Source organism: Candidatus Borrarchaeum sp., from assembly GCF_019058535.1.
In the GTDB taxonomy this organism is placed as follows: Archaea; Asgardarchaeota; Sifarchaeia; order Borrarchaeales; family Borrarchaeaceae; genus Borrarchaeum; species Borrarchaeum weybense.
In genome coordinates, this window is the sequence record NZ_JAHPYX010000222.1 from 1 (window position 1) to 19,865 (window position 19,865).

The window sequence follows — 19,865 nt, forward strand, 5'->3', positions numbered from 1 at the left end:
ACTTTAGAATCTAGTTGTTTTATTTTTTTCTAGATTACACGAATCATGGAAATAATTTCATGGTCCAAATATCTAAGTAGAGTCTTTGTGGATATGAATGAAGGAAAAAGAGTTGAGTATTGAAACAGAATCTAATTTCATTTGAGTTCGGATACCCAAGAGATGAAATTTTTCAGTCCTGTATGAAGATCTACCTTTGGAGACCAATTCAATATCGTTTTTGCCTTTGTAACGTTAGGACATCGTCTTTTTGGGTCACCTTCCGGTAATTTGCTAAATACGAACTCTGATTCTGAGTTTGTTTGTTCCTTGACTATTTTGGCTAGCTGGAGGACTGTCATTTCCTTATCATTTCCAATGTTGAAAATTTCCCCAGAAGCACTATCTAAGATTGCAGCACGAAGAATACCTTCAACAGTATCTGTGGCATAACTAAAACTTCTCGTCTGAGCGCCGTCGCCGAAAACAGTAATCGGGTCGCCAATTAAGGCTTGGTTAACAAATCGAGGAACAACACGCCCATATACTCCATCCGCACGTATTCTTGGACCGTATGTATTGAAAATACGTACGATTCGCGTATTAATTCCATATTGACGTAGATACGCTGCCATAAAAGCCTCACCAGAACGTTTTCCTTCTTCATAACAACTTCTTATTCCGGTGCTAATGACGCTTCCTGCGTAAGTCTCTGGTGTCGGCACAAACTGCGGGTCAGGATCTCCATACGTCTCCGAAGTCGAAGTAAACAGAATTTTTGCGTTAGACCGCTTAGCTAACTCAAGGGTGTTCATTGTCCCTATCGTATTTGTGCTTAAGATGGCAATAGGATATTTCTCAAATTCCATAGGTGCAGCGCGACTAGCAAGGTGAAGAATTACGTCAAATTGATCCTCAATTTCTAAAACAGATGCATCTACAATATCTTGTCTCATAAATGTGAATTGGTCTTCTTTTTGGTCAATTAAATCTTGAATATTTTCAAGTCTTCCACTTGAGAGATTATCAACACAAAATACTGTTGCACCCATTTCAATTAGAACATCACAAATGTAACTGCCAAGAAAGCCTGCGCCTCCTGATATAAGAACGCGAAGTCCTTTATAATCAATAGATGAATCTTTTAGCGAATTAATTATTGTTTTCACGTCTTTCTCTATCTGCACATTGTTCACCTATAGCTAATTATGATTAGATTGAAACCCCTGTTGATTAAATATAGAGATATCGATACCTGTAAAACTGAGTCTTATGAATTTTGCTGTTTCATAATCTCACCAAATAAATAACAGCATTATTCCAACACAATCTTCATTTTTTTTCTTTTTCATTTTTTATACGATTTAAAATTATCAATCTGTCTTCCAAAGTTTCTCAAGTTCTTCAATGGCTTTCGCAGCTTGTGTTGTAGCCTTTGAAATTGCTGTTGAAATGAATTCTACTGCCTCTTCCGCTTTACCCACCACAAACGCTTTTTCAGCACTACTAATTAATTCTGTGATAGCCATGATATAGTCTGTCTTATTCACGTTTGATAAGAGTGTGATTTCACTTATTAACGCCTCTAAAAACCAGTTTATTACCTCTTTACCATCAATATTTTTAATTGGAAGACTTTTATACCTTAAAAGAACATTGGATGCAATAATAAGCAGAGATTTGATTCTATCACCGATGCTATAGTCAATTATGTTCTCTTTGATTCTGACCATGATTTTTCAACTCTTGATTCAATACTTATGTAGATGAGATAGTTGTCGGTTATCTTTATATTTCCACTTATGTACAAGAAATAACGAATTCTAGTAGATGGTGATAAACCTCAATGACTAAAGAAGCAGGTGAGATAATCAAAGATATTAAGAAACGCTACGATGAGGATAAAGACGATTGGAGCATACTTGGTGGCAAAGACTCAAAAGGACATTATGATACGTTTATAGCACAACCTCCCCGCCTTTGGCAGATAAAATCCGAACCTATCAACCCCTTTCAGGCTATTGGTCTAGGTGTCGGCCCTACACGTAATATTGATGAGGAGATTCAACGCGCTGTAATGAAACTAGGCAAACCTATTAATTTTCATGCACTTTTCCCGCAACCTAAGGATGACAGCGCTATTTTCGTGAGAGGTATTGAAAGGTTTTCAACTACTGCGACAAATCGGTTGAAGAAAGAGTATGATAATAAACAAAACAAAGTGGACTCTAAATTAACTAAAGAACTTGAAGAACTGGTTAATAAGAAATACCCTTCCCGTAAGACAATGTATCTTTGAGATACACAGATTTTAAGGTTATTTACTTACAAGTAGCTAAGCAAGAAAGCACCACAGCTTCAGCGTGGTGATGAATTGCGTTAGGTTAATATAGTTTGTTATCAATAGAGGTTTTAGTACCTACGGGGCGTAGGTATGTTAAGCCTGTGGAGATAAGACCTCCGTAACCCGTCAAGGGGATCGAGTCTGTCGTAGAAGCAGAAAGCCTCGATGCTTGAGCACGAGGTAACTCACTGTAATTTCAGTTCATTATCAAAAGCAACAAAAACATCCTTTTGAAGTTCAATTAAATCTATGCTTTCAAGGAGTCTTTTTGCCAAACTTTTGAACTCTTTAACTTTTTCATCCACTTCAGGTGATTCTTGCTGATTTGCAAGTTCCAGTAGCGTAGTGATACCTAGTTTTTGAAAACGATTATTATATCTTCCTGCCTCAATGAGTCTGAAATCAACTAGTTGTTCTAAAGGTAACGCAACAGGTATTTTAATATCTAGAAGTTTGCTCGCAGCAACATATGCATGTTTATCCAAGTTATGCCATTCATCAACTAAAATAGCATAATCACCATTAATTTTTATTGTAGCGAATTTATTGCGTGCAGCAGGCAGTATAGTCATCTTAAAATGTGAGCACTCACAAGCATAGCGCAAATATAATGTTCCTTTATACTGTTCCTTTGCAACCCATACGAGGTACCCTAAACTGGTTTCGCTTTCAATAAGAGCTCTAGAAAGAGCTTCTGAGTATTTTGTAACGCTTATCATCCTCCGGGCTGCAATATCTTTCCATCGTTTATAGTCAATATAAACTTTAGAATACGGTATCATAACCCAGTTTTTTCTGGGAATTTTTCCATCCAACTACGACCCACACGCCCTGCAATTCAGTTTTATCAGTTCATTCTTTTTCATTAAGGCGCCATTTTGAAGAAATAATAAAAATCAGAATTTTTCTATAACTGTTGGTTATATATATAACTTATAAACCGACTTTATATGTCATTACTCCAGCGATCCATACTAAATTTTTTCTACGGAAACTTAAAATCATGGTGGGGATTCTTAGCAAAAAATCAACAGTTTGTAGACATTTAGTTAAAAGTGGGTGGTTCTTATTACAAAACCAATAATTGAAGTCCAAAATGTAGTTGCTTCTGGCGAATTTGATCAAAAAATTGACCTTCTCCATATTGCCGCTTCCCTAGATAGAGCTGAGTACAATCCTGAGAGCTTCCCAGGCTTGGTTCTGCGAGTTTCAGACCCCAAGGCGGTATTTCTGTTGTTTAGCACAGGTAAACTCGTCTGTACAGGCGGTAAAAGTAAAGAAGATGTTTATGCGGCAATAGAAACGCTTGTAAAACAACTGAGAAGTATTGATATTAATGTAAATAGCCCTCCGAAGGTAAAAATCCAGAATATGGTCGCATCGGTCACATTGGACTTCAGCATCAATTTAGAAACCATAGCATTGACTCTGGAGAACTCGCTGTACGAACCTGAGCAGTTCCCCGGCTTAATTTACAGGATGGCCGTGCCGAAAGTAGTAATTCTCATTTTTGGGTCTGGAAAGTTGGTATGCACGGGCGCCAAGAGCGAGGAACAAATACACGAAGCTGTGGATATTCTTGTAAAAGAATTAAAGGAAATCGGCGCAACAGAAGAACCTAAATAGGAATTATGTAACACATTATTTCTTTTTTTTTATTTTCATGGCTCTACATTTTCATATACGCAAAATGGATAGATTAACTCCCCTTATTTCTTGTTTGAATTCTAAACCCTGTTTTGCATTTTTTTAGAGTTTTATTAAGTGCGTTCAATTTTGTTTCCACAGTTAGGGCACCACAAAGAATCGAGAGGGATTTTTATACCGCAATGTGGACAGAACATAGAACTCATTGGCTCTTCTAGAGGAATCTTTATTGGCATTTGTGTGTCTTGATTTTCCATCAGTTCATTTATTTGAAATTCTATAAACATTTGCTCCTCTTTGTATTGTTCGTACAATTTTGAAAATTCTTCAGCGCCAATAGTTCCTTGATCAAATTTCGATTCCAATTTCTTCAAAATGTCTTCGATAACTTGTTTTCTTTTAATTAGGCCGTCAACAGATTCAACTTCTTCTTCTTGTACTTTTTCTATGAAGTCTACTGATGTTATATCTCTTATAAAACAAAATTCTGCAGGTTGCAAACGTGATATCGCTAATGGGATCTTGCTTTTTTCAAGCTGAACAACAATCATGTCTCCAGGCGACACAGGTATCCCCATCAATTTTCGCTTCAGGATTTGCTTAAAATCATCTGACCGCAGTGGAAGTGCTGTTAAACGGAATGATATACTCTGTGCAGGTATTGGGCGCACTCGCCTTACTGAAACATACTCTCCTACGGAAACTCCACAATTCTTTCGAATAAATCTGTCCATACGAATTAAATCTTTAGCTGTTTCTGATAAGAATAAGGGTCGTACAATTGCGGCAGTTACCTTCCTTCCGTATAGCCCTACAATACCTCCTGAACTTTTAATTCCTAAGATCTTTAAGATATCATCATTGATCCGGACCTTAAACTTTCCAACATCTTGTGGATAAGCCTCTTTAACTTTGAGCTCAACAGATCTTGCATTTTTTTTATTTCCCATTTGATCTACGCTCATTTTTTTAATTCAAATCTCTAGAATCAGTGAATTGAGCAACGAATTTCTTTACAATGCTTTGGAATTGTTTATTTTCTCGTTCTGCCAAGAGCTTAAACTTATTTACTGGGCTAATGTTTTTTTATTTTAGCATATAAAAAATGGAACTAGGGTTTATATTGGTTAAGAATCTTAAAGAGAAACGTACACTCTTGCTTATTGGGATCCATACATCAACAAAAGGAGGAAAAAAAATCTATGATGGATGCCGTTAATGTAAAGGTCTTTGTTAGTGATGAAACTAAATGCCCATTTTGTCCTGATGCTATTAGTTTAGTCAACCTAGACACTAAAAACTTATCCAATGAACTCAAGATAAATCTTGAAGTCATCAATCTCGATCAAAATCCTGAACTCACTGAAAAATACAATATCTCTGGTGTACCAACGATTCTAATTGGAGATAACATCAAGTATGTGGGCTTGCCTGTAGGATTGGAACGGCGTGTTTTCACAAATACTCTAAAACTGGTAGCAGGAGGAGGAAAAGGGACAAGAGTAACACAAGAACAGAAAACAAAACTAACGGGGATAAAAAACCCAGCTACTGTCAAAGTAATAACGACCAGTTCATGTCCTTATTGTCCGAAAGTTGTATTCATGTCTAATCAACTTGCGGTTGCTTCTGATGGAAAGGTAACCTCAGAAATTGTTAATAGTACGGAACTGCCAGAACTTGCAGCAAAATATCGTGTGACTGCAGTACCTACAACAGTTATTAATGAAAAGGTACGATTTCAAGGAGTACCTCAATTAGACGCGTTTATCGAGGAACTTACCCGGAAACCTCCTGTCCTTAGTTATTACATCTAGGTAGGTGAAAAGAATGAGCGAAAAAAAGATTGTTCATGAATTGGAATTGGAAAAGGACATGAAGGTAATAGTAACTGTTTTCGGAGAAACTGTATGCATTGAGTTGGTTGATCCTAGTAAAGAACTCACCTGTGTCAATTACTTCAAATTGGATGCGGCAAAAAAATTAGGAGAACTTTTAAGTTCTCTCTGAACCTCCATTCCCGAATTAAAACTCTAGTGGCTTGGGGTTAAGCGATTGAATAGAAATAACCCGATATCTTTGGAAGAACTCAACATGCATTCAGTTGAAAAAATGAAGAACCTGCTAAGTGAAATACTTCTATTTATCGAAGAACTTCGAGTTCAGCCACTAAGTCCTTTGGAAATCGCTGGTATTCCTCCCGAAGAACTTCGAGAATACCTAAAGCCAGGAAATGTCTTCACACTTGACAAAATCACGAGATTTTTTGAATTTGTACCAATTCTAGATCAAATTAGGCGTTTGAATGTTGACTACCCCACCATAGAGTCATTAATTAAATCTGGAAACTATGCCGATGCGTTTCAAATGATTATACCTCTTCTAAATGATTTTCATCAAGCCCTTTCATTAACCCTTCCAAAAATAAAAGATGAGAGTGTTCGCCTTTCATTAATGAAGTTTGTTACACATCTTTATGTGCCTGTATATGTATTGGCGGGGATTACTAGCGGTCTTTCTGGCAATTTAAATTTTGTATTGAGTAATTTCGAAAAATCGGTTGATTTATCATTGTTATTCCTCTCTAAGAAACGAAATTTCCATGCTGAGGCTGCCTATCTTTTAGCTAGAGCCATGTCTGCTTTAGAACATACCCCACAGAGAGAAGAATCAACCTTGCCATGGCAATCTATATTTCGACTAAAACAGGCGATTATTTTATTTACAAATACACTTAGATTGGCTGAGGATTTTAATTTTCCATGGCTTCAAATAAAATGCCTCATTGGTATAGCTGATGCTTATTTTGATCTAAGGAGTTTTGAAGAGGCAGAATATATTCTTGAAGATGCGATCGAACGTGCAGAAGATATGAGCAAAGAGTTGATAGATGTCCTCTTGAATTATGGAGATGAGAGGTATCGTTTAGTTGACTCAGAAATTGCATCAATTTATCTTTCAAAAGCAGTTAGTACAGCGTTTGCCTTAAAAGATCTCAATCTCATCAGTAAAACGCTGACCAAACATGGAGACTCATCTAATATCGATGAGTATATTGAGCAAGCGATAGAGTTAGCGGAAAAGGCCGACCGGCGAGAGTTTGTAGTGCATTTCAAACTAATTAAAGAAAAACGAAAGATTCCACAAAAGCCGTTTAAATATTCTTTTAACAACTATACGGATGTAGGTGAACTACCCGACGATCTTCAAAACTGGATGGTATTTTCACGGACTCATAAACTAGATGAAGATCAAAAAAATGTTCTGGTTGTTTGCTGGAATGGTAAACTTGGTTCTAATCTCGCAATATATGAGACTGAAGAGCGATTGAGGGATCTTCTTGCTGTTAAATCACTGAAAATGATTAGATTGGATGAAGGTGATTATAAAGTCAAGGATGCTCCCGATAGCCTAAAAAAAGAATATAGAATCCATGCACTGATTCAGCCAGGAAACGATGCCAAAATCAGTGTGAAAACAGAACAGGAAACATTTGTCATTTCCATCTAAATTTGAAAAACCATCATCGAAAATGAAAATAAAAATAAAAAAAGTGTAGTGGCTTTAGGCACTGATTCTTAATCCTCGGATTCTTCCATTTCAAATTCTTCTTCAAAGTCTTCTGCGTCTATTGGTGCAGGCGCAGGGGTAGTAGCCATAGTCCAGCCGATCCATGCTGCAATAAGTAGGATAACTAAAACAGCAATGTAAACTGGGATACGAATCGCCCAGATTGAGTTTTCAGCTGTCAAGAATGGAATCCATGCTGTAAGTCCGATACTAGGGAAGATTGGTAGTATAATTGCCCAATACGAGTAGCCCAGAAGGATTAAGATCGATATAATAAAGATAATGCCTCCATAAGCTTTGTCCTTGGCCAGCTTTGTCATCTCCTTGTTTTCTTTTATTTGAGATCGGAAAGATCGTCTTTCTTTTTTTATTGGTTGGAAAGATCGTTTCTCCCTTGTTCATTTGCAATTTGTTCATTTGCAACTGTTGTAAGTCCATCATTCACAAAACAATATTAAAAAGTATCGATTTTTGAGATCTCTACTGTTTTAGTCAGATCCAGAAAGAGAGTTTGTGAAAACAGTTAGTTATAACAAGAATGTTTAGTTGCCAATTTTCTACCTAAAAGTAACATTATAAAAAACAATCCAAATATTATTTTTACAAAAATTCCTAATAACTGATAGTATTGGAGGTTATTCTATTGTCTGAGAAGGAAAATCTATTTAATACCCTTCTTAATTCCGTACAATCCCTTAAATCCCCTTATACTCAAGCAATTACGTTAACGCATATTTCTGAACAATTTTTAAAAATGAATGATACAAGAAGTGAAGAGTTTTTTAATCAAGCACTCAGTATTGCGGAACAGATGCCTAATAATTTAGAACAACTTGACGTAATGCAAAATCTGATAGGCACTGCAGTTAGCGCAGTTAGAGCTACAAATGATATTGAAAAAATTGAAACAACAATAAATATTGCCAAATCAATATATCTCCCTTATAACAAGTTCTATAATCTTGTAGATATTCTTAAGGTATTTTTTCATCTCATAGGAAAAGACAAAACGCTGAAGCTTATTAACGACGATATATTGCCGGCAATTGATGAAATTACCAGTAAATCGTATCGGTTTGAGATTTTAAGCGAAATTATTACTGTTTTAAGCGATATGAGCGCTGCTTTCAATGATATTGAATTAATTAACCAAGCACAACAGAACCTTGATCTAATAGAAGTATCCTCATTCTACTATATCGCTTTAATCTCGATTGCAAAGGCATTTTTGAGTTATGCTGAAGCTAATCAGGATCAACATTGGATTTCAAATGCTCTTGAATCTCTGATGAAATTACCTGAAATGTCCTCGCTTACGACCGCACTTATTGATGTATCAATTACCTTGCTAAGGATGGAAAATGAAAAACAAGCTGAAGAAATAATTGAAAAAGCAATTAATTATACTGAACAAATCGAGGAGTCTTCAAGACAATCTGTTGCGCTTTCATACATTGCTAAAGCATTCATAAAATTTAATGAACCCAATAAGGCAAAACAGCAACTCTTAAGAGCTGTCGAAGCAGCGTATACTATAACAGATCAGAAATTGTTAAACTTGGCATGGCAAAGTATCATTGAAGCACTAAACGAACTAAGTTCCAGTGATAAACTCTCTTTAATTCAAAAGATTGTTGAAGCAATTGAAAACTTATCAAACATTACACTACGTGCTTTTGCCTTTAATCACATAATTACAGCGCTCAACAATGGTGGTCAGAGTGCGAAATCATTTTTTCAAGAAATACTACAAAAAGCTGTTGCTACAGTTAAATCTATTCGAAACAAATTAGTTCGCGAAACAGCAGCAATAACTCTTGCAGACATTTTGATAGAAAAAAGTTCATCAATAACAGATATTTTTCTTGTGAACTCAATCTATGAGTTAGCGAAGGAAATAAAAGATCCGAAAAACTCAATTTATCTTCTTATGGATATTGCGAAGATAGAACATTCACTTGAACGAAAAAAAGAGGTTAAAGATTTATTAGACGGCACGAGACCATTTTTAAATCTGATTTCTAACGTTTTTGAGCACTTCTACGCACTTCTTTATGTAGCGAAAGGATGTTCAGAACTCGGGCTTCAGGATAAATTTAACGATTTAATTGCAGAACTCACGGAATTAGTTAACGAAATCAAAGCACCAAAGGAACTTGCTATCGCTTTAACTACTATTGCAAAATTACTTGCCCATAGTAATGAAAAAAATCGTGCACAATTATTGCTTTATCAAGCATTAGAAGTCTCAAATGAACTTTCAAACGAACTTGAAAAAATGGGTGCGCTAACTGCTATAACAGAAGTTGTGTTATCTCTGTGAGCTACCTCGTGCTCAAGCATCGAGGCTTCCTGCTTCTACGACAGACTCGATCCCCTGGCGGGTTACGGAGGTCTTATCTCCACAGGCTTAACATCCCTACGCCCCGTAGGTACTGCTAACGATGGGATACAGTCGGAGTATGCACCTTGTCAACAAGTGTGCGTAGTAGCCCTCCAATTGTTGTTGATACCTTCCTCATTCCACCTATATAACTTGAGGGAGACCCCTCAGTGCACGTGTTGAAAGTGAAAACTCACTCACGCAATTCATCACCACGCTGAAGCTGTAGTGCTTTCTTGCTTAGCTACTCTGTAAACGACCCCACCCTAAAGGGAAGGGGTTTCCAGAGGTGAGAGTCGTGAAGAATCATAGCGTAGGACCAGCTCTCAAGATTGATAGTTCGTCAAGACCCAAAATCTCTGCTTTGGTTTTCTTTCCAGAAGCAACAGCAATTAGTTCTTCAAATAGTTCCTTGCCAGTTTCTTCAATGGTTTTCTTTCCTTGAACTATTAGGGATCCGTCAATATCCATGAGTTCTTCACTAATTTTTTGTGCATTCGGATTACCTGTCAATTTGAGAGTAGGTACTAACATAGATGCCGTCGGGATTCCACGGCCAGTAGTTACAACCATTGCCTGAGCCCCAGCAGCAAACATACCTGTTATTGACTCGGGATCACGACCTGGAGTGTCCATAACGAGCAATCCTTTTTTTGATGGACGATATGAATAGTCTAAGACTTCCTGAAGTGGTGTGGAACCAGCTTTCTCAATTGCACCAAGTGATTTCTCCTCAATAGAACTTAGTCCTCCTGCAATGTTTCCAGATGTTGGTTGACTTCCTCGTATATCAACACCCATGTTCTTCGCGTTTTCCTCGAAACGATTTACGATCCGAATGAGATCATTAGCAACTTCTTCATTTACTGCTCTTCGCGCAAGAATATGTTCTGCGCCAATAATTTCTGTGGTTTCTGAAAGTATTACAGATCCACCTTCTGTGACGACCATATCTGACATTACGCCTACAGCAGGGTTTGCTGCGATTCCAGATGTGGTATCACTTCCTCCGCATTGAAGTGCAATTATCAATCCACTAAGATCCATTGGTTCTCTTTGTAGTGTTGATGCTTTTCGAACCATTTCTTGAGCAATTGCAGAACCTTTTTCAATGCTCTTAAGCAGTCCACCCGAATCTTGAACGATCATCCATTCTACTGGAAAATCACGCATAGATTTGATCTTTGCGGCGAGTTCGTTAGCGAGGACATTTTCGCATCCCCATCCAACAACTAGAATCGAAGCCAAATTAGGGTGCGTTCCTAAACCGACTAAGGTTCGAACTGTTTGTTCATAGTCAGCCCCAATTTGAGCACATCCCTCTCTGTGAGTTATAGGAAGTGTGCCATCCACCGCATCTGTAATCTTTTGTACAACACTATTCGCGCAGGTAACACTCGACATAACACCGACATAGTTCCGGATACCAACCCGACCATCCTCTCTTTTGTATCCCCAAAATTCCGCCAAAACTATGCCTCCTTAGTTATAGGTCACCTCTACCTCTTAAACTCTCAATGTTCTGAATATGTGCATGTTCTCCGATAGTAATAGGGGCTGTTGCTCGTCCAATTACTTCGCCATATTTGATTATTTCGTCACCTTCTGTGATCGACTTAACGGCGAATTTGTGACCAAATTTAATGTCGTTTATTACAGTCACTTTATCTTCTGAATCCCCCATTCTTACAATAACGATATCTCCTGCCTTAACGTCTGATATTAAAGTTGCTACGTTATCTTTTTCGTTAATAACAATTGCACGCTTTTCTGACAAAAAAACTCCTCCTGTATAAGATTATTTTCTACATTATACCAATTTAACAGACTTTGAATGCATTTCAAACTATTATTATTAAATAAATTATGCTTAAGTCTTCAAAATAACTTACATTTTTTTAAATTTAAATTGAGTTTTTCTGGTTTGAGGTGATCTTATGGGTGAAAAATCAAAGAATGGATATTTGGATTTCGAAATTGATCTTAAACTTAAGGAGTCTCCATTTCAGTTTGAAGTGGATTTCAAGGTGCCAGAAGTAGAAAAATTTGTTGTTGATGAACCACCAGACACTGGAGGCGAAGGTAAGGGGTCAAATGCATCACGCCTTCTTGCATCGGCAACAGGATTCTGTTTAATTGCAAACATTGCTTTTTGAATGAGAAAATCGAGATTAGAAGTTGAAGATCTGAAAACAAAAGCACGTGATACCATCGTGCGAAATGAGGAAGGATATTGGAGAATATAAAGCATTCAGGTGGAGATTTCTCCCACTATTAATCCTGAAGAGGAGACTAGCAAGATCGAAAGATGCAAAGAAATATTCGAAAAATTTCTCAAAAATTTATCATTTCTCCGCAAGAAGATCCCCTATTCCTTTAATTTCTCTTTTCTCGATTTAGGAAAACAAGTAAGTTCTGGTTTATTCCTTAAAGTTATACAGACTTCACATATGTTTTGTGCGACTTCTGATATTTTTTGTTCATCACCTTTATACTTCATGAAAAACTCTTCAATTGAGTTAATTAACTCTTCATCTTTGCTGAAATCAGTTAATCCACGTTGTTCTTTGATGTATCTTGAAATAGCAGACTGAGTAAGCCCGAGTTTTTTTGCTGCTTCTTCTTGTGTCATACCCTGGTTTTCGACAAGTTCTTTCGCGAGAAAGGCACGAATCATTGGTAAAATATATTTCACAATCGTTTCACATGGAGGGCGCAAGTGTATCACTCTTCCTTTTTATTAGGATAGCAATGATAGTATTCATTTATGCCTATGACATATAAATGGTTCTATTTGACTATACCTATTTTTCTTTCTCCAACAAATGTGTTGCGTGAACTACCTCACGCTAAAGCAGTGAGGCTTCCTGTTTCTGCGACCATACTTGCCTTAACGTAGGCTATCTGATTCAGATACTCCAACGCTAACGTAGAGGTATTAGTCTCCGCAGGCGTGACTTCGGTAGGTCCCCTACCTAGGGTTTTATATGCTTCGTGTTCTAGTACACAACTGCTGTTATAATCACGGTCTATCACCAAACCGCAGTGATGACACACATAGGTGCGTTCGGCTAAACTCAACAAAACTTATTAAGAAGTTTGAAACGTAATATTTTGACCCAATTCATCTCTAGGCTCAAGCTATGGGGCTTTCTTTTGTCTTAACATTTAGTAATAACAAAGCTTTTTACAGTTTGGTGAATACTTATATTGTAATTGTCAAATAAATTATAAATCATCACAATACAAGTACAAATTCTTAGAAGGGGAAAACAAATGGCAGATAACCCTAAAAAAGAAGAGAAGGATGAACTTGAGGAGAATGAGTCTAGTTTTGTTATGCTCTCCAATTCGCTTGCTCAGATATTCAAAGATTTTCATGATAACCAAGTAACACTTACAAAAGAGCATGACGCTCTAACTAAAGATGTCTCGTCTCTTGATAAAAATTATGCGAGCCTTTCAAAGGATATTACAAAATTGAATAAAGATGTTCTTGATAGTTTAAAAGAACTTAAAAAAAGTACTGAGACGGATGCAAAGAAATCAATTGAAAGTCTTGAAGCACTAAATGAGCTAATCAGCAATGTTACTTCAACAATTGAAGCTAAACTTGAAGATACAAGCAATAGTAGTTTACAGGCGCTAGAAGTTAATAAGGAAGAACTTATTCAAAATATAGGGATATTAAAAGAGTTTATTTCCAGCAATGTTGAAACTATGATTACTGAAACAAAGAATACAAAAGAAATTGTTCAAGAGCAGATTGATGCGTTGCCAGCTTCCGTAGATGAAGTTCTACAACAAATGAAACAAGATTATTCAGCTAGATTTGAAAAGCTTGAAAAAGACTTTGCCGAAGTAATGACACCTCTAAATGAAAGAGTTGATAATATAAAGAGTACACAGGAAACATTGACGGAACATGTTACAAATTTACATGCTGAATTAGCTAAGTCAGTTACTGAGAACAAAGAAACTTTTGTTGAAAAGTTTAATACCCAATCTGAAATTATAACAGAAATGAGTCAGAATTCTACCGAAAAACTAGGAGTAATTGGTTCAGAAGTTGAAAAACTGAAGATCGCGTACTTTGATAGTGTGATTGGACAATTCGATGGTCTCTCAAAACGCATAGGTGAACTGGAGACAGCAATTAATGAACTAAATAAACGGGATACGACGCCTCCCACAGAGCTTATGAGTCGCTTGGAAGCAATTGAAAGAATAATTTTACCAAGAAGTGACTTTGAGAATAATATCGAGGCACTAACCAAGAACCTCTCTAAACAATTAAGTGCCATAAAAGTTGCAATGATCCGCGCATTTCCGGAAATAGAGGGTAAAAAAGAGGACGTAGTTGAGGAAGACGAAGAGACCGCTGAAGAAGAGGAAACAGAAGAAGAGGAAACAGAAGAAGAGGAAACAGAAGAAGAGGAAACAGAAGAAGAGGAAACAGAAGGAGAAGAGGAGACAGAAGACACTCCTACAAAAACACGACGTGGCAGATCAAGAAGAACTAGTTAATCTTGAAGTCAAAGATTTTATTTAGGCAAGAATAGAAGTCAATTACCCCTCCCTGACGGAAGGGGTCTTCTCGCTGATATCAAATAAATTCTAAGAATTTACTCTTCATTATTTTTTATTGCTTAGCTGAAAAAGAGATTCCCTTAGGTGCAGAACGGTACTACAGTATTTAGAAACTTTGAGAATTATGATGATAGATCTTTAACATTTCAGGTGTATCGACATTTAAGTTTAAAAAGGCAACTTACTACACATCTCAATTAAGGAATCTTATCACATGTAACAAACTTCAATCATATTCGAGGTGAATGATGTGATTATAACTAGCAAAAAAAACATTGAAGACATTTTAGAAATGTTAAAACCCTATAATAAGATTTTCGTGGGTGGCTGTGGCACTTGTGCAACAAGCTGTATGACTGGTGGCGAAGAACAGGTCAATGAAATGGTTGAACTTCTTGGCGATCGCGCTGTTGCTGGCTATGTGTTTGAGGAACCTTGCGATATTAGGCTGGTCAAACGCGACTTGAAAGAAGTAAAAGATAAGATCGAAGAAGCAGAAGTTATTTTGGAACTTAGCTGTGGCGCAGGCGCTCAGGTTGTATCAGAGGCTACTGAAAAATTTGTCTTGCCTGGTTGTGATACTATTTTTCTTGGCGAAACCATAAGGATCGGACGCTTCCAAGAACTGTGTAAGATGTGCGGTGAATGTGTACTTCATGAAACTGGTACTATCTGTCCTCTAACTCGTTGCGCGAAAGGACTAATTAATGGTCCTTGCGGAGGTTATGCAGAAGGAAAATGTGAAGTCGGAAACTACGAAAACGACTGTGCATGGTGTCTGATCTATGAACAACTCAAGAAATTTGATAGGCTTGATTTGTTTGTGAAACCGACGTTACCACGTGACTGGAGCATTAAATCATCACCACAAAAGATTATGTTGCGATGAGGTGAAGAAAATGAGAGAAGCATATAGCGAGTTAATGAAAAAAATAAATGCTGGGGAGTTCGTGTTCACGGGTGAACTTGAACCTGAAAAGACTACTGATCTACATGAGGTCATAGAGCAAGCAAGAGCACTTAAAGGTTATGTGACCGCCTGCAATGTAACTGATAATCCAAAATCATGTGCATACACATCTCCCTTAGCAGCTTCCTACATGGTTCAGAGGGACTCAGGAATGGAGGCAGTATATCAATGTACAGTCAGAGACCGAAATAGACTTGCTTTAGTGTCTGATTTGCTTGCTGCAGGCTCTTTAGGTCTAAAAAACGTTCTCGCCTTGAGCGGCGACCATACTACTCTTGGTGACAATCCTGGGGCGTTACCAGTCTATGATGTTGATTCACTTGGATTAGTGTATATGGCAAGAAAAATGGTCGTAGATGGGACTGACTTAGTAGGTCTTGAAATAGAAAAACCACCAAAATTTAATATCGCCATGGCTGGAAATCCTAATGCTGATCCTCTAGAGCCAGAAGTGCTTAAGTGTGAAAGAAAAACACTTGGTCTTGGAGAATATGGGGCAGATTTCATACAGACCCAGGTCGTCTTTGAAATCGAAAAGGCAAAAACATGGCTTAAAGAGATTGAATATCTCAATACGCCGTGCATCATCGGGATTTTCCCCATAAAATCTTACGGCATGGCAAAATTCTTCAATACCGCAATCCCTGGTGTTTCAGTACCTGATTTCCTAATGGAAATGTTTAAAGAGGCTAAGAAAACCGAAGACAAACAGAAGAAAAAAGAAAAGTATCTAGAGATCAATATCGAATATTTCACAGATTTTTGCAGAGAGATCTACAAAACAACCAAAGCCGCGGGTATCCACATCATGGCAGTCAACTACGTCCAGTGCACACCGCCGCTTGTTGAAGCAGTATTAAAAGCTTAAGGGATTCCCTTTCCTTTTTTTGTTTTTGAAATTTTGATTTTAGGCTTTGTTTTTGATTAAAAAAGTCAATAATGTTAAGTTACAACTTATACAAGACGATTAATATTCACAAGATAATATGTGTTCTTATGTCGCGATATATTTTTTCTAGTGTTCATATACAATTGATTAAAAATTCTTAACTAATTGGTGGGAAGCCCCCATCCTCCAGGGTGGGGTAGTTCACTGAAGCATTTAAATATCCTTGCGATTACTATGAGAAAACCTATTATAATAGTCTATTTTGGTGAATGGTATGTCAAACCGTGAAAAAAGTGAACCTCGACTTGAAGGTATAGAGTCAATACATCATCGTGCGCTTTATAGGGCAACAGGGCTCACTGATGAAGATTTTAAGAAGCCGTTTATTGCCGTTGCAAACTCATGGAATGAGATTGTACCAGGTCATATTCATTTGAATAAACTTGCAGCTAAAGTTAAAGACGGAATTCGTGATGCTGGTGGAGTTCCTTTTGAATTTAATACGATTGCTATTTGCGATGGAATTGCCATGGGCCACATTGGTATGTCATCTTCGTTGCCTAGTCGTGATCTTATAGCAGACTCTGTTGAGCTGATGGTTTCTGCACATGGATTTGACGGTCTAGTGTGCCTAGCTAGCTGTGATAAAATTGTTCCCGGTATGTTGATGGCAATTGCCCGTCTTAATGTACCTTCTATCGTGGTCACAGGAGGCCCTATGCTTCCAGGCAGATTTAAGGGTAAGCCTGTAGCAATAACTGACGCCTTCTTAGCAACTGGCTGGGTTAAATCTGGGAAAATGACTTTGGAAGAGGCTGATGCCTTAGAAAAAGCAGCGTGCCCGGGTCCTGGCTCCTGTGCAGGTATGTATACTGCGAATACCATGTCATTAATTACAGAAGCTCTTGGTCTCAGCTTACCAGGAAGTGCCACTGAGCATGCAATAGATGTAAGAAAAGAGCGAACTGCTCTTCAAAGTGGTCGCCAGATCATGAAACTAATAGCAGATAATATTACAGCACATGAGATTATGACAAAAGACGCGTTTGAAAATGCAATTCGTTTAGCTTTAGCTGTTGGTGGATCTTCCAATATTATACTTCATCTTCCTGCAATAGCTAAGGAAGTTGGATATGAGTTAAAATTAGAGGTTTTTGACGAACTGAGCAAAGACACACCTCATATTATCGATACTGTTCCTGGTGGACCTTATACACTAAAAGACGTAGATGAGGCAGGAGGAGTTCCTGCGATATTAAAAGTACTTGGAAATAAAATTCATCTTAATTCACTCACAGTGACTGGCAAAACTATTGGAGAGAACATAGAAGATGCCAAAGTGTTGAGATCTGACGTAATAAGACCCCTAGAAGATCCTGTGCATAAGGAAGGAGGCTATGCTATTTTGAAAGGGAACTTGGGGGTAGCAGTTGTTAAACAAAGCGCTGTCAAATCTGATATGATGGCTCATAAAGGACCTGCAAAAGTTTTTAACTTAGAAGAAGATGCGCTCGCTGCAATTCTTGATGGACGCATTCCCAATGGCTCAGTTGTCGTAATTCGTTACGAGGGACCAAAGGGAGGTCCTGGTATGCGTGAAATGTTAGCCCCTACCTCCGCGATAGTAAGCATGGGTTTAGATAAAGTTGCACTCATCACTGATGGACGATTCTCTGGAGGAACGAAGGGCCCTGCGCTAGGACATCTATCGCCAGAAGCTACAGAGGGCGGAACTATTGCGGTAGTCGAAGATGACGACCTTATCGCTATAGACATTCCTAATCGAAAATTAGAACTTCTTATCTCCGATAATGATCTTCAGGAACGCCTCGGCAGATGGAAACCTCCCAAGAAAAAGATTAGAAAGGGTTATCTGGCTCGATACGCGCTACTCGCCAACTCTGCGGATAAAGGTGCCTATCTGCAGGACAAAATTTAAAGCAGTTAGAAAACTCGATGGGCTTCTATAAGCCTCATTTTTTCACAATTATTAGGTCTCTTGGCTTAGTAACAGAACCCACGAAGAATATATTTTTTCGTATGAATTTCTTCTCTTCCTGAATTTCTCCTTTAATCCAATGACTGGCTAGCATCTTGTTAATGACTCTTTTCAGCTGTTCTTCGCTGAAAACATTCGCCATTAATTCATTTAAATAGATCTGATGCTCTTGCTCTCTTGATAATTGCTTAAGAATTTTTCTTATAATTTGTTCTTCGTCTGAATTCAAAGAGTACAAAAAATCTTCCAACAACTCTTTTTCGTTTACTACTTCCACGTTTATGCCTTCACGAGATAACTGTTGAACAAGATTTCTGACAAAACTTGCGGATACGTTGTATTTCTTTGCTGTTTTAGAGAGCAGATATCGCCCCTTCTTTTTCAGCAGTTGTTCTTTGATTTTCGGCTTCGCGAAGTATTCCAATGTTCTCGCAATGAGACGCCTGGTTTCTTTTTGTGTGGTTTTACGTTTTAGTTTAGTCAATTTTGAAATGATGTCCTTTTCCATATGAGGATAACTCTCGTAAATATCAATAACATACGCATACGCCAGTTCTCTTATTCTTTTTTCTTCGTCTTTAAAAAGCTCAAGAATGAGAGGGGCAAATTCATCAACTTTTTCATTTTGCTTCTGAAGGATTATATTGATACAATTCATGGCAGAGAGTCTTACTTCAAAAAATTTCTCATTTAATCCACTCTTTACCATGGGGAGGACGTCCTCTTTTAAAATATCTCTTGACCATAGTTGGCAAAATGCCCAAAGCCCTCCTTTTCTCATCCAAAAATCATCGGATTCCAATGCCTTTTTAAGTAACTTTTGCGCTTCATTTAAGTCCTCATCATTTTGCTGGAGATAATCAACAATTGCTCCAATTGTAAAGTATCGGGTCCAACTATCTTCGTTCTCCATTTGTTTGGCTAGAAGTTGAAAATCCGAGATACCCTCTTCGTCTTCTTGCATATATTGGGTTCTTAAAAGATCAAAAAACTTCTCCGCCGCTATATGAGGAAGATATGGGCTTTGAGATCCAATAGTTCCAAGCGCATAGAGAACATTTTCTTGAACCTCTGCATATTTATCATTTAGGCTGGTTAAGAGCTTAGGAACCGCTATTTTAACCAGATTAGGCTCTTGTAAACCAATATCTCCCAGAACCCTTGCGATTGTAGCCCTTATGTAACTGTCATCATCATTTAGAGTTTCTACGAGTTCTGGTATAACCTCCTTAATTTTAAGAGGATCCTCTTTTCCTATTTTTCCAATAGTCTGGGCAGAAATTCGTCGTTTTCCAACATCTTCATCAGAAAGTCCACTTAATAGTTCCTCAACATCACTTTTCAATTGATACAACGTCCCTTGGCAAATTTTAAGTTTACATCACTCTACTTGATAGGTGGATTTTCATAGATTCAATGATAAGTTAATTAGATTTACTTCTTTCTATTAAATTTAGTAAGTTATTCTTAAGGTGATAGGTGTAAGTATATCAC

The 19,865-nt window shown here is 37.5% G+C and carries 21 protein-coding genes; 11 read left to right on the forward strand and 10 right to left on the reverse strand.

The annotated features are described in order from the left end of the window. Window positions 1–137: 137 nt before the first annotated feature. Together QVB70_RS13520 and QVB70_RS13525 are read right to left on the reverse strand one after the other, a co-directional pair. Window positions 138–1,166: an NAD-dependent epimerase/dehydratase family protein gene (locus QVB70_RS13520; protein ID WP_287587223.1), complete on the reverse strand. Its 1,029-nt coding sequence runs from the start codon at window positions 1,164–1,166 to the stop codon at window positions 138–140. A 186-nt stretch (window positions 1,167–1,352) separates the two neighbouring features. After that, window positions 1,353–1,712 (reverse strand): hypothetical protein, encoded by a 360-nt coding sequence (locus tag QVB70_RS13525; RefSeq protein WP_287587225.1) that lies wholly within the window; start codon window positions 1,710–1,712, stop codon window positions 1,353–1,355. 113 nt (window positions 1,713–1,825) lie between these two features. Here QVB70_RS13525 and QVB70_RS13530 point away from each other — a divergent pair, with 113 nt between their 5' ends. After that, the gene (locus QVB70_RS13530; protein WP_287587228.1) at window positions 1,826–2,278 is read left to right on the forward strand and encodes a hypothetical protein; all 453 of its coding nucleotides are present in this window, start codon (window positions 1,826–1,828) and stop codon (window positions 2,276–2,278) included. Between the two features lie 230 nt (window positions 2,279–2,508). On the opposite strand, the gene QVB70_RS13535 is transcribed toward QVB70_RS13530, so the two are convergent. Next, window positions 2,509–3,138, reverse strand: coding sequence for a hypothetical protein (locus QVB70_RS13535; protein ID WP_287587230.1), 630 nt, complete (start codon window positions 3,136–3,138; stop codon window positions 2,509–2,511). Window positions 3,139–3,382: 244 nt separating this feature from the next. On the opposite strand from QVB70_RS13535, the gene QVB70_RS13540 reads away from it, so the two are divergent. Beyond that, window positions 3,383–3,949: a TATA-box-binding protein gene (locus QVB70_RS13540; RefSeq protein ID WP_287587233.1), complete on the forward strand. Its 567-nt coding sequence runs from the start codon at window positions 3,383–3,385 to the stop codon at window positions 3,947–3,949. 134 nt (window positions 3,950–4,083) lie between these two features. On the opposite strand, the gene QVB70_RS13545 is transcribed toward QVB70_RS13540, so the two are convergent. Then, on the reverse strand, window positions 4,084–4,920 hold the full coding sequence (locus QVB70_RS13545; protein ID WP_287587235.1) for a hypothetical protein: 837 nt from the start codon (window positions 4,918–4,920) through the stop codon (window positions 4,084–4,086). Window positions 4,921–5,172: 252 nt separating this feature from the next. On the opposite strand from QVB70_RS13545, the gene QVB70_RS13550 reads away from it, so the two are divergent. The 3 genes from QVB70_RS13550 to QVB70_RS13560 are packed head-to-tail and all read left to right on the forward strand — an operon-like array spanning window position 5,173 to window position 7,480. After that, window positions 5,173–5,787 (forward strand): thioredoxin family protein, encoded by a 615-nt coding sequence (locus QVB70_RS13550; protein ID WP_287587237.1) that lies wholly within the window; start codon window positions 5,173–5,175, stop codon window positions 5,785–5,787. 13 nt (window positions 5,788–5,800) lie between these two features. After that, window positions 5,801–5,980, forward strand: a complete 180-nt coding sequence (locus tag QVB70_RS13555) for a hypothetical protein (RefSeq protein WP_287587239.1) — start codon at window positions 5,801–5,803, stop codon at window positions 5,978–5,980. 45 nt (window positions 5,981–6,025) lie between these two features. Then, window positions 6,026–7,480, forward strand: coding sequence for a hypothetical protein (locus QVB70_RS13560; RefSeq protein WP_287587241.1), 1,455 nt, complete (start codon window positions 6,026–6,028; stop codon window positions 7,478–7,480). A gap of 68 nt (window positions 7,481–7,548) precedes the next feature. On the opposite strand, the gene QVB70_RS13565 is transcribed toward QVB70_RS13560, so the two are convergent. Continuing rightward, window positions 7,549–7,860 (reverse strand): hypothetical protein, encoded by a 312-nt coding sequence (locus QVB70_RS13565; RefSeq protein ID WP_287587243.1) that lies wholly within the window; start codon window positions 7,858–7,860, stop codon window positions 7,549–7,551. Window positions 7,861–8,183: 323 nt separating this feature from the next. On the opposite strand from QVB70_RS13565, the gene QVB70_RS13570 reads away from it, so the two are divergent. Next, complete coding sequence (locus QVB70_RS13570) at window positions 8,184–9,863, forward strand: hypothetical protein (protein ID WP_287587246.1); 1,680 nt, start codon at window positions 8,184–8,186, stop codon at window positions 9,861–9,863. A gap of 366 nt (window positions 9,864–10,229) precedes the next feature. Here QVB70_RS13570 and QVB70_RS13575 read toward each other — a convergent pair whose 3' ends face one another. Further along, the gene (locus QVB70_RS13575) at window positions 10,230–11,399 is read right to left on the reverse strand and encodes a UxaA family hydrolase (RefSeq protein WP_342766574.1); all 1,170 of its coding nucleotides are present in this window, start codon (window positions 11,397–11,399) and stop codon (window positions 10,230–10,232) included. 10 nt (window positions 11,400–11,409) lie between these two features. Further along, the gene (locus QVB70_RS13580) at window positions 11,410–11,700 is read right to left on the reverse strand and encodes a UxaA family hydrolase (RefSeq protein WP_287587251.1); all 291 of its coding nucleotides are present in this window, start codon (window positions 11,698–11,700) and stop codon (window positions 11,410–11,412) included. Between the two features lie 160 nt (window positions 11,701–11,860). Between QVB70_RS13580 and QVB70_RS13585 the strand changes: the two genes are divergently transcribed. Continuing rightward, window positions 11,861–12,079: a hypothetical protein gene (locus tag QVB70_RS13585; protein WP_287587254.1), complete on the forward strand. Its 219-nt coding sequence runs from the start codon at window positions 11,861–11,863 to the stop codon at window positions 12,077–12,079. 212 nt (window positions 12,080–12,291) lie between these two features. Here the strand turns inward: QVB70_RS13585 and QVB70_RS13590 are convergent, their stop codons facing one another. Then, complete coding sequence (locus QVB70_RS13590) at window positions 12,292–12,618, reverse strand: transcriptional regulator (protein ID WP_287587256.1); 327 nt, start codon at window positions 12,616–12,618, stop codon at window positions 12,292–12,294. 149 nt (window positions 12,619–12,767) lie between these two features. After that, window positions 12,768–13,004, reverse strand: coding sequence for a hypothetical protein (locus QVB70_RS13595; RefSeq protein WP_287587258.1), 237 nt, complete (start codon window positions 13,002–13,004; stop codon window positions 12,768–12,770). 195 nt (window positions 13,005–13,199) lie between these two features. Between QVB70_RS13595 and QVB70_RS13600 the strand changes: the two genes are divergently transcribed. The 4 genes from QVB70_RS13600 (at window position 13,200) to ilvD (ending at window position 18,311) form a co-directional block, all read left to right on the forward strand. Next, the gene (locus QVB70_RS13600) at window positions 13,200–14,450 is read left to right on the forward strand and encodes a hypothetical protein (protein ID WP_287587260.1); all 1,251 of its coding nucleotides are present in this window, start codon (window positions 13,200–13,202) and stop codon (window positions 14,448–14,450) included. A gap of 313 nt (window positions 14,451–14,763) precedes the next feature. Further along, window positions 14,764–15,402: a methylenetetrahydrofolate reductase C-terminal domain-containing protein gene (locus tag QVB70_RS13605; RefSeq protein ID WP_287587263.1), complete on the forward strand. Its 639-nt coding sequence runs from the start codon at window positions 14,764–14,766 to the stop codon at window positions 15,400–15,402. 10 nt (window positions 15,403–15,412) lie between these two features. Beyond that, on the forward strand, window positions 15,413–16,351 hold the full coding sequence (locus QVB70_RS13610) for a methylenetetrahydrofolate reductase (protein ID WP_287587267.1): 939 nt from the start codon (window positions 15,413–15,415) through the stop codon (window positions 16,349–16,351). Between the two features lie 295 nt (window positions 16,352–16,646). Then, window positions 16,647–18,311 carry a dihydroxy-acid dehydratase gene (gene ilvD / locus QVB70_RS13615; protein ID WP_287587268.1) on the forward strand — a complete coding sequence of 555 codons (1,665 nt, stop codon included), beginning with the start codon at window positions 16,647–16,649 and terminating at the stop codon, window positions 18,309–18,311. A 34-nt stretch (window positions 18,312–18,345) separates the two neighbouring features. On the opposite strand, the gene QVB70_RS13620 is transcribed toward ilvD, so the two are convergent. Continuing rightward, window positions 18,346–19,716: a HEAT repeat domain-containing protein gene (locus QVB70_RS13620; protein WP_287587270.1), complete on the reverse strand. Its 1,371-nt coding sequence runs from the start codon at window positions 19,714–19,716 to the stop codon at window positions 18,346–18,348. Window positions 19,717–19,865 lie beyond the last annotated feature (149 nt).

What these genes read in the sequence shown, in the direction of transcription:
- QVB70_RS13525 (WP_287587225.1), bottom strand. Translation starts at nt 1,712, where the DNA reads ATGGTCAGAATCAAAGAGAACATAATTGACTATAGCATCGGTGATAGA.
- QVB70_RS13530 (WP_287587228.1), top strand. Translation starts at nt 1,826, where the DNA reads ATGACTAAAGAAGCAGGTGAGATAATCAAAGATATTAAGAAACGCTAC.
- QVB70_RS13545 (WP_287587235.1), bottom strand. Translation starts at nt 4,920, where the DNA reads ATGGGAAATAAAAAAAATGCAAGATCTGTTGAGCTCAAAGTTAAAGAG.
- QVB70_RS13550 (WP_287587237.1), top strand. Translation starts at nt 5,173, where the DNA reads ATGATGGATGCCGTTAATGTAAAGGTCTTTGTTAGTGATGAAACTAAA.
- QVB70_RS13555 (WP_287587239.1), top strand. Translation starts at nt 5,801, where the DNA reads ATGAGCGAAAAAAAGATTGTTCATGAATTGGAATTGGAAAAGGACATG.
- QVB70_RS13565 (WP_287587243.1), bottom strand. Translation starts at nt 7,860, where the DNA reads ATGACAAAGCTGGCCAAGGACAAAGCTTATGGAGGCATTATCTTTATT.
- QVB70_RS13585 (WP_287587254.1), top strand. Translation starts at nt 11,861, where the DNA reads ATGGGTGAAAAATCAAAGAATGGATATTTGGATTTCGAAATTGATCTT.
- QVB70_RS13600 (WP_287587260.1), top strand. Translation starts at nt 13,200, where the DNA reads ATGGCAGATAACCCTAAAAAAGAAGAGAAGGATGAACTTGAGGAGAAT.
- QVB70_RS13610 (WP_287587267.1), top strand. Translation starts at nt 15,413, where the DNA reads ATGAGAGAAGCATATAGCGAGTTAATGAAAAAAATAAATGCTGGGGAG.
- ilvD (WP_287587268.1), top strand. Translation starts at nt 16,647, where the DNA reads ATGTCAAACCGTGAAAAAAGTGAACCTCGACTTGAAGGTATAGAGTCA.